Raw genomic sequence first — 16,197 nt, forward strand, 5'->3', positions numbered from 1 at the left:
GGCTGCATAAACACTGCTAAGTCGCAGGAACCCAGTATGAGCCTCTGGAGAGCTTCGGCTGATCCGGGTCAAATCGGGCTGCGCGGGCGTAGGCTGAAGCTACCGGCTCCTGACCATGCGGGTATCGCTCCGGCGGATATGGCGCGCTCTATGATTTCACCCACCAATGAAGGGCAGTGCTGGTTGTTGTGCACATCAAGGAATTCTGGGACCATCTCTCGACCGAAACAAAGCAATGGCTGATGGACAACCCGGGCAGCGTCATCGTTCCCCGCACCTTGGCGGCCATCATTGACGGACAAACCGGCCAGGACAGTGCAGTGGACATCCACGGAGGCGCGGTGCTTACTGAGGCGGATCAGCACTTCATCCAAGACAAGGCGCACCGACACGCGTCGAAATCCGACCGCGGCCCGACGTTCTTCGACGCGGTCGGCCCTCAAGACTAGGCCGTCCCTCCGCCGACAAGCGGCATTCGGAAGCATGGGCAACTGGCCCCGCACCAGGGCGTCCTCTTTCGGGCTTCGACATAAGCAGACCACGGTCTTGGTACCGGCAAGAGGGCGCTAACCTTGGGAATGACTGCTGCACAGAAGACCTGGCACGAACAGCACAAAGCATCGCTGACCACCGGACAACGCGCCGCCGACATTCTACGTAACGGCATGGGCAGCTGGCCCTTCGTCGGAGGCTTTATTGGCTTCATGATCATCTGGTCGGTGATCAATACCTGGGCCCTGGCCACCAAAGCCTGGGATCCTTACCCCTACATACTCCTGAACCTGCTGCTCTCCATGCTGGCCGGACTACAAGGCGCCATTCTCCTGATCGCCGCGAAAAGGCAGGATGCCATCGCCGCGGCCATGGCACAGCATGACTTCGACACCAACACCCGGGCCAAGGAAGAGATCGAGCTACTGATCACCATCAACCGTGAGCAACTGGACCTACTGAAGGAACTAAAGAACCTCGCTTCCGCCGAAAGCTCCCAGAATCGCCAGGGCTCAACCAGCTAACTCCCGTACGCCAATGCACGCACCTTTTTAGGGCGGTGTTCCAGATTGGTGTTGTTGATCAGGAGCCAGCAATCGAGCTTCGCATCGTCGATTCTTCTCGAGCTGCCACCTGAATGCCTGTGCAGGCGGCAGGCCGAATTTCTCGACGCAGGGGCAACCACCATGTGGCCATAGTGGGGCGGGGCATCCGCCTGCCGGAGAATTCAGCTGCTTACCGTTCAGTGACGATTGCACTGCGGCCTGGCGGCGGTGACAGAGGGACCTGACCACCTAATTTGTACACACGATAAAGCAAAACCCCCTCTGACGAGGGGGTATGCCGTGCCCGAGGTGGGACTCGAACGGGATTCCGGGCCTTGGGAACACTGGGAAGTGGCGGAAACATGCGGAATCCGGGGCAGTCCGGTCCAGGCTGAGGTGGCAAGTGTCGACATTGTCCACATTTGCAAAGCATCAACCGATTTCAGGGTGTTCCTCTCGGTCCCCGCGTACGTGCAAGTCTATTTTTCGCCCGTGTTCCTAAGGGACAGACGCGTTCTTGCGCAAGTCCGGGCCTTGGAGGGCAGCAGCGGAGATAACCTGACCGTCCTTGATGACGGTACGCGTCTTGCTTTCGTCCCAGAGGATTGAGGGTTCATTGAAGGGATTCCCGTCCAGCACCACCAAGTCCGCGCAGGACCCTCGGGTTATGCGTCCAAGGTCACCGCGCCGAAGCAGTGCGGCGTTGGTTGATGTTGCCGACCGGAGGGCGCCGTACACGCCAAGCACTTCACACTGCAGGCGGAGTCCGGCCAGTTGCTCATCCTCCAGTTCACCCATGAGGTCTGTTCCAAACCCAATCCGGACCCCAGCATCTCGAGCTAGGGCTACGGCGTTCCTCCCTGCCTCCAGCACTTCACGATTCTTGGCCGATCCCACCTCAGTGAGGCCGACTTCCCTGCCTCGCCGTTCCATGGCTTCGTAGGTCACCAAAGTGGGGACTAGATAGACGTCATTGTCAGCCATTAGTTGGGCGGTTTCTGCATCCAGCAGGTTGCCGTGTTCGATGCAGCGAACCCCGTTGAGTACTGAATGGCGAATGGCCTCGGGCGAATATGCGTGAGCTGTGGCATAGCTGCCCCGGCGAGAAGCCTCCTCCGTTACGACGCGGATTTCAGCCGCGCTGTACTGCGGAACCCGAATCGGATCGACCGGTGAAACGACCCCACCGGAGGTCATTAGCTTGATAGCGGAGGCACCCGTGCGGAACCTGTGACGCACGGCCCGCAGCAGGTCATCGATGCCGTCCACCACTTCGCACATGTGCCCGCCATGGAAGCATCCTCCGTCGTTCGTGGCCCGGATATCGCCGTGACCGCCGGTCTGGCTTAGCGCCGGACCGGTGAAGAAGTAGCGCGGACCGGGGTACAGACCCTCCTCGATGGCGCTGGCAAGGCCAACGTCCCCACCGGCGACGTCACGAACCGCAGTGAAGCCCCGGAGCAGAGCAGCCGCGAGGCGCCGTGCCCCGGCAAGTGCGGAATAGCTCAGTGGCCCCGTCTCGTTCCTGACGGACGTCAGGCTGAGCGCATAAGCATGAAAATGCGCATCGATAAGTCCTGGAATCACGGTCCGGCCTCCAACGTCAAGGACGACACCGGGCTCTCCCACCTCCCTCCCCGTGGCGGTGATCCGGCCATCCCGGATGCTGATGGAGCCCTCGATCAGGTCAGGCGATTCACCGTCAAAGATTAGGGCGTTCCGTATTGTCAGTATTCCCGAAGTGGTCACGTGCGGTTCCTTCGTATTGCCCCTGTGGGCGGGCACCTAGTGGTGCCCGCCCACAGAGGACCTAATTGGCTGCGGTTAGGGCTTTTTCGAGCAGATGGACAGAGCGCCGTGCGACATCCACGGCTGCGTCCACCGAACTCTGGTCGTAGCTGCCCTCAGGACCGAGGAAGTTCATGGAACCGATAGTCCGGCCGTTGCTCACGACCGGAACGTTGACGATGGCCCCGCAGCCTAATGACTCGATGGTCGCCGAATCAAAGAAGAATGCACGGACCGCTTCCGTATCCGCCCCCAGGAACGGCCGCTGTCCATTGAGGACCTGCTTCAGCCACACCGGGTTCGTATCCCCGGCGAGAGTCTTCTTCCCGCCCACAGGATAGACATCGGGATGGGTGGTGTAGACGCGGGCCATGCTGGTGCCATCATCGGCAATAACGGAGGCGGTAAAGAGCGTGACACCGACTGCTTCCTGGGCGTTGGCGAAAACGTCCTCGAAGGAATCAAATTGGGAACTCATGGAGTCCTTTCTGTTCTTGATGGGAACCCATCCGCTGGCGGCGCTTAGTAGCCGTAATGCGTCTTGGCGAAGTCCTCGGTGATAAACCCGTTGACGATGTCGTAGGTTATGTCCTCGCGGGAGCGCTTGGAGACCTCTCCGAAGCCGCCGCCGCCGCCCACCGCGAGGCGTACGACGTCGCCGGCCTTGACCTTGTGGGCGTTCGCCTTCAGGGTGCGGACCTCATCGCTGCGGCCGGGGTTGATCACAACTTCGGGGCCTTGGGCGTCTGATCCGCCGAAGAGCCCCCAGGCGGGGGTCTTTGACCGTTCGAACCAGAGCCCGACCACGCAGTCGGCCAGGAATTCGTATTCGCGCACCACGCCATTGCCGCCTCGGTACTGCCCGGGACCGCCGGAGTTGGGGCGGATTGAGTATTCGTTGATCCGGAACGGGTAGCGGGTCTCCAGCATCTCGATGGGCAGGTCCTTGAGGGAGCCGTTGACGTTATTGATCATGGCCGATTCACCATCAGTGCCCTGCCAGGCACCCCAGCCTCCCAGAGTTGCTTCCATGGTGACGAAGTTCCGGCCGAATCGGGTGTCGAAACCGGCCGCAGTGATGATCATTGAGTCACCGTGGCTGGCGCTGGCGACGCGTTCGGGCATGGCCGGGGCCATTGCCTTAGAGACGAGGTCGATCAGCAGCCCCAGGTGCGAAAAGTACCACTGGCACGGGGCCGGCGTCACGGCGCCGAGCACTGAGCCGGACCGCACCTGGGTGGTCATTGGTCGGAAGGATCCGCCGTTGGAGTTGGACTCCGGGCTGACGAGGAGCTTGTAGCCCACGCGCAGTGCCGAGACGGCCTGGGCGGCGCCGCAGTTGACGGGACCCATGGTCTGGTCAGCAGAGTCGGTGACGTCGAAGTCAACCGTGTCGCCGGCTACAGTGATCCGCAGCTTGATCGCAATGGGAGTGTCCAGATTGATGCCATCGTTGTCCAGGAAGCCCTCGGCTTCGTAGACTCCGTCCGGGATGTTGCGTACGGTCGCACGCTCGATTTCCTCCGTTTGGCGGAATATCTCATCCCGGGCGGCATCGAGCTGCTCCATCCCGTAGCGACCCACGAGCTCCTTCATTCGCGTGGTCCCCATCCGGAGGGCGGCGATCATCGCGTGCATGTCACCGATGGTCTGGTAGGGGAAGCGCACGTTGGTCCGGATCAGTTCCACAACGGAAGTCTCGACTCCGGCCTCGACCAGCTTGACCGGCCCCATCCTGAAGCCCTCTTGAAAAATGTCCGTCGAGTCCATCGAACCGCCGACATCCTTGGATCCCATGTCCATCCAGTGAGCACGGGTGGCCGCAAATCCGACCACAGCGCCTTCATCGAAAATCGGAGCAAAAATGGTCACGTCGTTCAGGTGTGTGCCGCCCAAGTATGAGTCGTTGAGAATCCAGATGTCCCCTTCCTGCCAGACCGTGCGCCCGTACATCTCCTCCACGGCAATGGAACAGGTTTCCAGGTTGCCTAGGAACAGTGGCAGACCGGCGGACTGCCCGAGCACGCGGTGCTCGGTGTCCAGAAGGGCCACGACGCAGTCCCCGCCCTCGTAGAGGATGGGTGAGTACGCGGAGCGGATCAGGGTGGCGTTCATGTCATCGGCGGCGCTGGTGAGCGCGTTACGGATGATTTCCACGGTGACGGGATCCAGGGTTTTGACTGCTGTAATTGTCATTTTGGTACCTCAGTTTCCTTCGACGTCTTCAGAGCGGATGACAAGGGAGCCGAACTCGTCTACCTTGACGTTGAACCCTGGGGGCACAACGGTGGTGGCGGTCTGCTCCACGATGATGGCGGGTCCTTCGAATGTGTGGCCGGCGCCGAGGTCGTCACGGCGGACTACGGTGGTGTCGTGCTCGACGTGGTCAAAGACCACCCGTCGGATTTCGTGTTTAAACTCCGGGCCCTGCGCGGTTACGTAACTCGGAGCTTCCAACCGTCCCAGGTCGCCGACGGCCTGCGTGCGCAGCGTGACGATTTCGATCGGGGCGCCGAGATTAGAGTGGCCGTAGCGCTCGTGGTACATGGCGGAGAAACGGACAGCGAGGTTGGCGACAAAGTCCGGAGACTCGGGTTCGTCAGCGGACGTCAGCGGAACGTTCAGGGAGAACTCTTGCGACTGGTAGCGGACGTCCACGGACGCCGTAGTGGCACGGCTCTCTTCCGGGACGCCTTCCGACACCAGTGACGACAGGCCCTCGACTTCCATGGAACGCAGGATGCCGGCCATATCTGCCACGTCGATGTCGTCGTCAAGGTAGAAGTACGGTTCGGAAAAGTCCTTGCGGATGTTCGTCTGCAGCATGCCCCAGGCGGAGAAAGCGCCGGGGAAGCGAGGAACGACCGTTTCCGGAATCCCGAGCTCCTTTGCCAGGAACACCGCGTGCATGGGTCCTGCACCGCCAAAGGCCACGAGGGCGAAGTCGCGTGGTTCGATGCCGCGGGAAATGGTGATGGTCCGGATCGCCTGGGCCATTTGAGAGTTGGCGACGTCGCAGATGCCCTCGGCCATGGCGACGGGGTCCAGGCCGAGCTGATCACCGACAGTTTTCAGGGCTGTGATCGCGGCTTCACGGTCCAAGGCGACCTGTCCGCCGGCAAACCAGTCGGGGTCGACACGGCCGAGCACCAGGTTGGCATCAGTAACTGTGGGTTCCGTCCCGCCGCGGCTGTAGCAAGCCGGTCCGGGGTTGGCGCCTGCCGAACGCGGCCCGACCCTGAGGCCACCGGCTTCGAGCCACGCGACGGAACCGCCGCCAGCGCCGACGGTGTGGATGTTGACGACGCTCATGAGCATCGGCAGACCTTCAAGGTGGGCCTCAGTGGAGACGTCCGGCTTGCCGTCGACCACCAAGGAAACGTCAAAGGATGTGCCACCCATGTCTACACCGATCAGGTTGCGGTTTCCCGAGACACCGGCCAGTTCGACATCGCCCATGGCGCCGCCGACCGGGCCGGAAAGCAGTGTTTGGAGCGGGCGCTTACGGGCAGACTCGGCGGTAAGCACGCCCCCGGAGGACTGCATAATATGCAGCGGGGCTTCCACTCCCCGGTCACCGAGTTTCTCTTCCAAGTCCAGGAGATAGTTGCGTACGACTGGCCCTGTGTAGGCCTCGACGACGGCGGAGGACGTGCGCTCGTATTCGCGCCATTCCTTGGCTGCCTCGTGCGACAGGGAGACCGTGAACTCTTCCCCGAGTTCCTCCAGCAGGATTTCCCGGGCCCTGAGTTCGTGCGAAGGGTTCTTGTAGCTAAACAGGAACGCAACGGCGACGGCGCCGTAGCCTTCCTCGACTGCCCGGCGCGCCGCTTGGCGGACTGCTTGTTCGTCCAAGGCCACGAGTTCCTGGCCTTGGCTGTCCAGTCTGCCGCCGACGCCGATGACGTCCTTACGCTCGATCAGCGGGGCAGGCTTGCGGTACTGAGCATTGTAGAGCTCAAGTCGGGGGCCACGGGCGATGTGATAGGTATCTTCAATGCCGGCCGTCGCCAGCAGTAGCACGGGAACCCCACGCCGTTCCAGGAACGCATTCAGCCCCTGGGTGGTGCCATGGACCAGGAAATCGATGTCCGCTAGGTCATCAACTATCGATTCAAGGCCTGCGATGACTCCGGCGCTCAGGTTCCCCGGTGTAGTGGACGCTTTCGTGGCCGCGTAGGTTCCGGCCGCCTGGTCGTACGCCACAATGTCAGTAAAGGTTCCGCCGATATCCATCGACACCCTGTAGTTCGGCATGTGTATCTCCTCATGGTCTTGGAATGGAACTCTGTGTGTGGGAGATCACGCTACATACGGGGTCGACCAACATCGTGGGCATTCTGCATGATTCGACTACAGCTGGACGGGCAGAGTGCATAACGGTGGATGTAGATGCCTGAACGGTCAAGGTCGACACCTCGGTGCCACTCGGCTGCGGCAGGCACGCGTGCTGGCAACGAACCGTGATTGGCGCCCCCACTGTTGATCTCTCACTGCGCGCTGGGCCCTGGTCCGAAGGGCCTGGCAACTTCGGCGGATAGCGTCTGCCCAATATCCCCAAAAACAAGAACCGTTTGGACCTGCGCAGAGGGCGCGCGGCTGGAAGAGCAGTGCTTTCCGCCCAAAAGCGTGAATCAAGAAAGTGCAAAGTGAACACTGTCCGAGCGCACTTGGTTTGTAGTGTGAGGGCAATCACTCGACGGGAGGCTGGGACAAGCCACCCCGAGTGGAGGCTTGGGTGAGCTGCTCCGAGGTGAATTCCTTGATATCCGGACTGTTCTCCGTGCACAGAAACGCTGCGTGAACTTCTTATCCTGTCCAAAAATATCGGAGGCCAAGACATGTCCAGTATCGACCCAATCATTTCAGGGCAAGCGCCCGGGACGGCGAGCCCGCCTCGCTCCATGGCCGTCGGGCACGCGTTCCGCGACATGCCTTTCGGGTCCATCCACTTTAAAATCTGCGCGGTTCTCTTCTTCGCCTTCGCAATCGAAGCTTGGGAAATGCTCATGCTCACTTACGTTGCTGGTGATCTGGCTACTAGCCTGCAGGTCGGCATGACGCAGGTAGGAATCGCCATCTCGGCGCTCTTCCTGGGCATGATCCCAGGGTCACTCGTTTGGGGCCCCATCTCTGACCGGATCGGGAGGAAAGCAACATGTGCATGGAGCTTCGCCGGCTATGGCGTCTTCACGCTCCTGAGTTGCCTCGCACCGAACTTTGAGACCCTATCGGTGGCTCGATTCCTCTCCGGGCTGTTGTTCTCCGGCGTCTTCACTGTGACTTTCCCCTATTTTGAAGAGCTGCTCCCGGTTAAGGTCCGCGGAAAGGCCACGGTCTATCTTGCCGCAGGGTGGCCGATTGGTATCCTGGCCGCCCTCGGCACTGCTGCTCTGGTCGGCGGGCACGGCTGGCGCTGGGTCATTGCTGTTAGCGCACTTGCAAGCCTGTGGGGCATCGTCCTGTACAAGGTCGTTCCGGAATCCCCGTACTGGCTCGCGAGGCGCGGGCGGAATGAAGACGCGCACGATGTCCTCGACCGACTGGGAGCACGCGGCATCTCCCGTGGCACCATTTTCACCGTGTCGGAGGGCGAGAAGCAGTCCATCTGGGGCCTCTTCAAGGGGAGGATGGGCCGGATCACGGTCATCCAGGTCCTCATCAACTTCACCTTCTCTTGGGGCTACTGGGGACTTCAATCGTGGATGCCGACATTGCTTGAAGGGCGAGGACTGAGCGCCTCATCAAGCTTTTCCTTCATTGCTCTGAGCGCGGTCCTCATGATCCCCGGCTACATGACGGCCTCCTACCTGACCGGACGCTTTGGCCGCAAATGGATATTCACGATCTACGTCCTCGCCGCGGCCGGCGGTGGCTTCTTCTTCGCGACAGCCTCAACCGAGACCGAGATGTATATCGGCATGTTCTCCCTGGCCTTCTTCGCTCTGGGAGCCTGGGGCGTCTGGGACACGTGGATGGGCGAGCTCTATCCCTCGATCCTTCGCGGCTCAGGTTACGGGTTCGGGATCTTCGGTCAGCGCGTCGCAAATACGGTGGCACCGAGTCTTGTCGGATTCCTCCTAGCCTCCGCCGCCGGAGTCACCTCGACGATTCTGTTTATCAACATGTTCTTGTTTGTCACGGTCCTCCTTGCCCTGTTCTTGCCCGAAACCGAAGGAAGTGAATTGGAATGATCACCCCCACCGACAATCTTTACGATCACTCGGAGAACGCCCGAATCCTGTGGATCAACCCGCTCTACACCGATGTGTACAACCGGGCGATGGCGGATTCTTTCCGCCAGATAGTCCGTCCCGGCACCGAAGTTGATGTTGTTTCCCTTGACGGAGAGGGGCCCTCCCACGTCGAATACAACGCTTTTGAGGCACTCATGCTTCCACAGTTGTTGCGAACGGTCCGGTGGGCGGAAGAAGCAGGCTATGACGCCGCCGTCATCGGTTGCTTTTACGATCCGGCGCTGCGGGCGGCACGCGAAATCACCGATCGCATGGTAGTCGTAGGCCCGGCGCACTCGGCGCTGAGCATCGCCGGAAGTCTGGGCGAGCGATTCTCCATCCTTGTCGGACGGAAAAAGTGGATTCCCGAGATGGCCGAGAACGTCCATCGTTGCGGCGCATCAGAGCGTCTTGCGTCATGGCGCGTGCTCGAGATGGGTGTCGATGACTTCCAGGAGGATCCGGCGCTCACGGAAAAGCGGATCATGACCGAAGCACGCAAGGCCGTGGAGCAGGACGGCGCAGACGTCGTCATCCTCGGCTGCACAGCCGAATTCGGATTCTTCCGAACGGTTCAAGAGGAAATTGGCGTACCCGTGATCGACGCGACTGTGGCCCCGCTCAAACACGCCGAGCAGCTCGTTGACTCGGTGCGTCGGTTCGGTTGGACACACAGCAAGCGCCTTGGCTACGACGGGCCCACGACCCAGGAACGCCAGCGGTACTTCCCGGCTCTCGAGCCAAACCACATAGTGTCAATGACCACGGTGCCCTCGTAAATACATCGCACCGCTCGTCACTCCGGCTGCCCTCGGTACACAGATCCCCTCCCCCAGAGCATATTCGAGCGGAGGGTACCCCGATACCCTCGCCTGCCTCGAACCCCCCGTGATACAGGCAGGCGAGGGAACCGTTGCGGGTCACCAGCCATGCGGGGACGAGTAACCGCATCCTTCCCATTACCCCGGCGTCATCAGTGCCGGCTTACAAATCAAAAGCAAACGTGGCATTTAGCACCACGCATAAACGGAAGTAAGGCGATGTCAACACACACCCTAGGTATCAACCCCATGATGACCCATGAGGACCATGTCACCGTCGGGCTGCTGTCCCCTCTCAAGCGCAACCTCTCGCTGGTCCAGCGATGAGCAGTCCGGAATCCGCGGTTGTCTTCCGCAAATTGGGCGGCCCTGAAGTGCTGGCTGTTGAAGCTTCTTCTCCACGTCAGGTCGGGGAAAACGATGTCCGCATCAACGTCGCGGCATTCGCACTCAACCGCGCAGATCTAATGTTCATCCACGGAGAGCACTACACAATCCCTGCTTTCCCCTCGCGCATTGGCTCCGAGGCAGTGGGTACCGTCACCGAGATCGGTGAGAAAGTTACAACCTTCAACATCGGCGACCGCGTCACAAGCATTCCCTTCTTCACCGCAACCGACGGCGTACAGGGAACGACAGCCGTCCTACCGGCCGACTATCTAACCCTTGCTCCACCGGAACTTTCAGATGCCCAGGCCTGCTCTGTTTGGATGCAATATCTCACGTCTTACTTCGCCTTCGCGGAGGCATCCCATCTCGGATGCGAAGACACAGTGCTCGTCACTGCCGCCGCCAGTTCGGCCGGGCTTGGCGCCATCGAGATCGCACGCGCACTTGGTGCGAGAGTGGTAGCGACGACACGGTCAGAGAAGAAGCGATCGCTCCTCCTCGAGACCGGCGCAAACGAAGTAGCCCTCTTGGGAGTCGACGACCTCGGCGAGGTCATCGACCGCACCACCGATGGCAAAGGCGTTCGGGTCGCTTTCGATCCTGTAGGAGGTGAGTCCCTCAGCACCTACGTCGATCACCTGGCACCTAATGCCGTCATTTTTGGCTACGGAACGCTGAGCGATTTGCAGCCCATTATCCCTATGGCTGCAATGTGCAGAACTCAATCCGTTTTCCACCCATACTCAATGTTCAACCACGTCGGACGGGCCGATGAGCGGCGTCGGGGTGTCGACTTCATCCTTAAGCGGATCAGCTCCGGGGCCCTGCGGCCCAGAGTCGACAGGGTCTTTGCCTTCGACCAAGTGCTTGATGCCTACCGCTACATGGAGTCGAACGAACAGTCAGGGAAGATTGTTGTCCAAGTAAATTAGCACTGCCGCCCCTGGTCCGTGTCCGTTGAATACTCCGCCGGGCACGGACCAGGATCGGACTCAAGCAGGGACCGCCGTACCGGACTGCTGACGGGTGGAGACGCGAGCCGTGCTCGTGCCCGTTGATCGTTGGGGGCAGTTTTAAGCGGTAGCAGAAACATAGACGCCTCAGGCGCCGCGGCAGTGATTGAGTTGCTAAGTAAGCTCTACCGATTGGTCGCTCAAATCAGACATTCACAGCCGCGATGACACACCAGGGCGGGACCGGGTCCTCAACGGGTCGGCCGCAGACCCGCGCTTGGCCTTTCCGTCGATGAAAGGGCTGTCCGCTCGCAGCATGCGTTCCCTCTTGTCGATGACGTGGTCTTCCGCCAGCAGTGCCTCGGAGCTGGGCGGCACAGGCTCAATCCGGGATCACCGCTGTGGGATGTCGCCCTATATCTATTTGAAGGCCCTTGATTTAGGCGACACACCGCAGTGGTGCACTCTATATTCATAAGAGATATCCAGCAATCGGCAGGTTCTCACTGTTGGTAAACGTCGGGCAGGGACTGAGCAATGAGAGTGGGACTGCGGCTTCAAGGAACCAGCTGCCGGACCGTTGTCCTGGACGGGCGGACTGTAGTTTCCGCCGCTCGGGAGGTGCACGCTGGCAGCTTGTCGGAAGCATTGGAGTCGTCCCTGTCCGGGGTCCGTCGGGAGTTCGGGCCAGGCATCACGGAGATCACTGCCGACGTCGGACGGGTCTTGGTGGAGAGGAAACTGGGCGACGTCCTCGCCATCCGTATTTCGCCCCGTCCCCCAGCAGACGACTTTCACATGATGGTGCTGCCAGCCCTGGTTAAGCCAGCCGTGACCCGGACCGTGCATGTCCGCGGGGGTCACGACCTGCGGGGACGGCCTTTGGCCCGGTTGGACCTGGAGGCGTTCCTGGCCGATCTCCCCGGCATCCTTGCCGGTGACGTCCGGAACGTGGCGATTACTTCCGTCGGTTCGACAGCGTCGAAGGACCACGAAACGCGCATAGCCGATGCCATCCTCAGCAACGACAGAGATATGCGTATCAGTATTTCCACTGACTTCTATTCCAGCGTTTTCCGGGACCGCGACTACACGGCCATCCTTAACAGCGCCCTGATGGAGACGGGGGAAGAGCTGGCTGCCATGCTTGAGGAGGCAGGCCGGCGCCAGCTCCCGGACACCCTCTTGTCGTTTGCAAAGAACGACGGCGGCCGCGCGCCTCTGTCACGGCTGGCCGTGGCGCCTGTGCACGGGTTGCGCGCCGAGCCCGCGATGGCAATCCTTGGTGCGGCCACGTTGGCGGGAATCCCCGACGGGGAAGTCGTTCTCTGTATGGAGGCCGGGGTCTCCGTGGGCCACACCCGTGGAGGCCTGCCCGTCGCCAGAAGCCTCATTCGCCAAGGATTTGACGCAAGTCTCGCCAGCAACGCCGCCAATCTGGAGCCGTATACCGTCCATCATCCGATTCGCACCGGCATCCCTTCGGTGATTGCCGACCTCCGCGAGTGGCAGGAAAGTCCGCTGCCCTTCGGGCTGGTGCCCACTCTGCCGGCGGCGCAGGACGCCGCAATGGTAGGTTCTGCCGTGGCCCCGCTGACGGCGTGGATCGACAGGCTCGAGACCGTCAGCGGCCGGGTTGACCTGCAACGCGTGCAGAACCTCGCCGAAGAGGACGCCCACTCAGCGGCGGTCCAATTGGGCGGCAGCCCCGGGCAGACCCGCATCATAGAATCGAACGTCTTTGCCATGCCCTACGGGAACCCCGGAATCGTTCGAATCCGGGTCCAGGCGGCAGGAGAAACGTCCGCCGACGAAGAACACATGCCGCCCGCAGACGCGCGGGGAACCAACCCATGAGCACCGTACTCACTACCGAGGACGTCCGGAACCTCAGAACAGGTGCCCATTTCCTGGCTTGCACCATCGACCCGACGGCCATCTACGTCTACGCGGAGATGATCCAGCGGGCGATGGAGGACCGGTCAGTGGAACTCGTCACCGTCGACGAGCTAGCTCCCGACGACTTGGTGGTGGCGGTCGGAATGGTAACGCAGGGCCTTTTCATCGCCGACATGCCTCCCGTGGGCGATGAGTTCCTCGGCTGTATCAGTGCCATCGAAGCCCGTCTCGGCCGAAGGGTGAGGGCGATCTATTCGCTCGCTGCCGCCAACATCAACGGAATCGTCCCCCTCATGGTTGGACTGCAATCCTCGCTGCCCGTCATCGATTCCGACCCCATGGGCCGCGTTTTCCCCTTGATCAGCCAGACAACACTGAACATTGGAAACGTGGCGATCGGCCCTATCGCGCTCATGGGGGTAACCGGGGAACGGGCGGTGGTGGAGGTCGAAAGCCCGCAGCGGGCCGAGACGCTGGTGCGTGCACTGGTGACCGAGCTGGGCGGCTGGGCAGCCACCGCGATGTATCCGTGTTCCGCACACCAGCTGAAAGTGCATGGCGTTCACGGCTCCATCAGCCGCATGATCCGGATCGGGCAAATCCTGGACGCGAACAGCTCGGTTGAGACAAAGTTGTCGTTGCTCGCCGACCTCCTCGGCACCACGCGGATCGCCAGGGCCCGCGTGAGCCACATCGAAAGCCTATCCCGGCCCACTGACCTCGGCCTGCCGGCGCAGCCGTCCAGCGTAACGCTCGAAGACGAAACCACCGGACGCATCGTCCGTCTTGAAATCCAGAATGAGATTCTGCTGGTCCTTGTGGATGGCGCGGTAACAGCAGCCGTCCCGGACATGGTGACGCTACTCAATTCCGAGCAGGGCACGGTGGTCAACCTCGACGACGTCCAGGTGGGCGACGTCATAGACATCATGAAGATCACGGCAGCGGCGCAGTGGTACTCGGAGACGGGGCTTGATCTCGCCGAGCCCAAGGCCTTCGGCATTCCGATCGTGCACCCAAGGCGGCGACATGCGTAGATCGAAAAATGAAACCCGACTCGATGTCGCCGCACTCTTGGCACACGGTTCCCTCCGTGATGCCACGCCGCTATATCTCACTCCATCCAGCGGGTTGATAGAAAGTGTTGTTCTGGTCTCCCAGCTTGAGGCAATCCGGCAGGTGCGGCCCAATACTGTGGTGGTCCTCTCCACAGACATGGGATCAGGGGGCTGGTTGGTGTCCGCGGCGCTGCGCCATGCGTGGGAGCGGCGGGCCAGCGCCGTCGTCGTGGCCGGAAGCGCCTATGCAAGTGCTGCGGTCGGACTGGCGGAGCGGTTAGGCATCACGCTGCTGGCCACTGACGGGGAGCCTGCAGCGCTTGCCTTGGCACTGGCGGCGGAGATCGGCGCTGCCCTGTCGGTGGTCGATGCGGAACTGGCCAGGGTCGCCCGGACAGTTGCAAAGGACGCCACACTCGCCGATGTCCTCAAGACCATTTCCAGGGAACTGGACGGGGTCGGAGTTTTGCTGGAGTACGACGGCATAGTTCTGGCCTCTGCCGGAATGCCTCTGCGGGAAACTGATGAAGTCATCACTGTGGAAGTCGGCGGGGCCAACAGCGCCCTCCGCGGTACCCTCACGGCCCGCGTGCCCAATTCCAGCGTCCACAACCTGCGGCTGGTGCGCTCAATCCTTGAGGTGGTCACCCCCGCGGTGAAGGCTGCCTGGCTGTGGGAGGAACTAGTTAGCACTGCCCGGGCCGTTCCCACAGCGGCGATCGCCGGGTTGGATCAGGACCCTGCCAGGTCGGGCGCGGACTTCGAAGAACAATATCGACATCTGCTGACCCAGTTGGGCTGGCGCGAAGGGGAGCCATACGTGGCCGTGTGGCTCCGCAGCGGGCAGGTGCCAGTCCACCGGCCCGAGCTGACGGCCGTGTTGCGCTTGCTCTGGCGCAAGGTCACAGTACGCAGCCCGTTGGCTGAGGTTCAGGACGGTTGGCTGGTGCTCGTGTCCGCCGAGGATCAGGACGCATCGGCCCAGCTTGAAACCCGAATCAGGACTCGTCTTGGGCCAGCTCTTGCCGAGCTTGGCCTTGTGGCGGGACTGTCCCGATGGCAGGAGGACACCCCGGCGCTGGCCGTGATCGTGCGTGAGGCGCGGCTGGCTGCACAATCCGCTTGGTCAATGGGGCCCGGCACGGTTCTAGGCTTCGCTGGCCTCGGGGTGGTCGCGGCCACAACCTTCGTCGACATGGACGCCGTCGGGCTCGTGGCAGAACTATCACTACCGCGACTGATGATCTCCCCTGACCGCGACGCGATCATTACCGCGGTGGCCGCCTTCCTCGATCACCGCGGTTCAGTTAGCCTCGCAGCGAAGTCCCTCAGCCTGCACCGGAACACCCTGCAGGCCCGGCTTAACCGGGCACGGGAACTCGGTGTTCCGCTTGATATCCCCTCCGAGCTGCTGTCCGTCCACCTCATCGTCAAAGTGCTGCGACGGTCTATGCCAGACACAACGACTTCCGAAGACCCCCTAGTAAACCAGAAAGGCCTCCCGGAGTTCCCAGTCTGATTCCCTCAATAATTGCGCCGAGGATTCCTGTCATTCACTTCGCGTGCCTTCAGCAACTCCGCGTATTCGAACCGCCGCCTCCTCCGCGGGGCCATGTCCTCGCCGCCGGCTACCCTTGCTCACCAACTTCAGAAAGCGCTGGTCATACAGCCCGACGGCGACGCCGTCACCCGTACGTAGCCCCGGTGGGTGCCCCGGTGCCAGCAAACCAGGCACCATGCCCAAAAGTGATGCGCAGTGCGTATCACAACTTACCTCGACAGCACGACTTGTGGGTGTTTTTCGGCAACCTGGTCGGCTTTGACGTGGTCAGCCGACAATCGCGTGAGCCGCCACGTTCGGGAGGCACCGCTGGGGAGCGTTCAGCTGAGTCGGCCCCGCGTCCCGCTTGATCGGGCGGACACCTTGATGACAGGGCCAAGACCAAATTGAAAGCAATCTGCCGACCGTTGCCACTGCACTCTCACCCCGGAGTGACTCAGCACACGCAGAGCGC

The 16,197-nt window shown here is 61.5% G+C and carries 12 protein-coding genes; 8 read left to right on the forward strand and 4 right to left on the reverse strand.

Annotated features, from left to right (window positions below; genetic code table 11):
- The first annotated feature begins 176 nt into the window (after window positions 1-176).
- On the forward strand, window positions 177-449 hold the full coding sequence (locus tag J2Y68_RS02815) for a hypothetical protein (protein WP_309989398.1): 273 nt from the start codon (window positions 177-179) through the stop codon (window positions 447-449).
- A 129-nt stretch (window positions 450-578) separates the two neighbouring features.
- Entirely contained in the window at window positions 579-1,016 is a 438-nt protein-coding gene (locus J2Y68_RS02820; RefSeq protein ID WP_309989401.1) for a DUF1003 domain-containing protein, read from the forward strand.
- A gap of 519 nt (window positions 1,017-1,535) precedes the next feature.
- On the opposite strand, the gene J2Y68_RS02825 is transcribed toward J2Y68_RS02820, so the two are convergent.
- From J2Y68_RS02825 to J2Y68_RS02840, 4 genes are all read right to left on the reverse strand, one after another.
- Window positions 1,536-2,786, reverse strand: coding sequence for a metal-dependent hydrolase family protein (locus J2Y68_RS02825; RefSeq protein ID WP_309989403.1), 1,251 nt, complete (start codon window positions 2,784-2,786; stop codon window positions 1,536-1,538).
- 61 nt (window positions 2,787-2,847) lie between these two features.
- Window positions 2,848-3,303 (reverse strand): GAF domain-containing protein, encoded by a 456-nt coding sequence (locus tag J2Y68_RS02830; RefSeq protein ID WP_309989405.1) that lies wholly within the window; start codon window positions 3,301-3,303, stop codon window positions 2,848-2,850.
- Between the two features lie 44 nt (window positions 3,304-3,347).
- Window positions 3,348-5,021 carry a hydantoinase B/oxoprolinase family protein gene (locus tag J2Y68_RS02835; RefSeq protein ID WP_309989408.1) on the reverse strand — a complete coding sequence of 558 codons (1,674 nt, stop codon included), beginning with the start codon at window positions 5,019-5,021 and terminating at the stop codon, window positions 3,348-3,350.
- 9 nt (window positions 5,022-5,030) lie between these two features.
- Window positions 5,031-7,082 carry a hydantoinase/oxoprolinase family protein gene (locus J2Y68_RS02840; RefSeq protein ID WP_309989411.1) on the reverse strand — a complete coding sequence of 684 codons (2,052 nt, stop codon included), beginning with the start codon at window positions 7,080-7,082 and terminating at the stop codon, window positions 5,031-5,033.
- Between the two features lie 584 nt (window positions 7,083-7,666).
- On the opposite strand from J2Y68_RS02840, the gene J2Y68_RS02845 reads away from it, so the two are divergent.
- From J2Y68_RS02845 to J2Y68_RS02870, 6 genes are all read left to right on the forward strand, one after another.
- A complete protein-coding gene (locus J2Y68_RS02845; RefSeq protein WP_309989414.1) occupies window positions 7,667-9,019 on the forward strand; it encodes an MFS transporter in 1,353 nt (450 codons plus the stop codon).
- A complete protein-coding gene (locus J2Y68_RS02850; RefSeq protein WP_309989417.1) occupies window positions 9,016-9,840 on the forward strand; it encodes an aspartate/glutamate racemase family protein in 825 nt (274 codons plus the stop codon). Before J2Y68_RS02845 ends, J2Y68_RS02850 begins: the two co-directional genes overlap by 4 nt.
- Window positions 9,841-10,205: 365 nt before the next feature.
- On the forward strand, window positions 10,206-11,204 hold the full coding sequence (locus J2Y68_RS02855) for a zinc-dependent alcohol dehydrogenase family protein (protein WP_309989419.1): 999 nt from the start codon (window positions 10,206-10,208) through the stop codon (window positions 11,202-11,204).
- Window positions 11,205-11,861: 657 nt separating this feature from the next.
- A complete protein-coding gene (locus J2Y68_RS02860) occupies window positions 11,862-13,082 on the forward strand; it encodes a hydantoinase/oxoprolinase N-terminal domain-containing protein (protein WP_309989422.1) in 1,221 nt (406 codons plus the stop codon).
- Window positions 13,079-14,161: a DUF917 domain-containing protein gene (locus J2Y68_RS02865; RefSeq protein WP_309989425.1), complete on the forward strand. Its 1,083-nt coding sequence runs from the start codon at window positions 13,079-13,081 to the stop codon at window positions 14,159-14,161. Before J2Y68_RS02860 ends, J2Y68_RS02865 begins: the two co-directional genes overlap by 4 nt.
- On the forward strand, window positions 14,154-15,701 hold the full coding sequence (locus J2Y68_RS02870) for a helix-turn-helix domain-containing protein (RefSeq protein ID WP_309989427.1): 1,548 nt from the start codon (window positions 14,154-14,156) through the stop codon (window positions 15,699-15,701). Before J2Y68_RS02865 ends, J2Y68_RS02870 begins: the two co-directional genes overlap by 8 nt.
- The last annotated feature ends 496 nt before the right edge of the window (window positions 15,702-16,197 follow it).

It is taken from the genome of Paenarthrobacter nitroguajacolicus (assembly GCF_031455195.1).
GTDB classification, from domain to species: domain Bacteria; phylum Actinomycetota; class Actinomycetes; order Actinomycetales; family Micrococcaceae; genus Arthrobacter; species Arthrobacter nitroguajacolicus_D.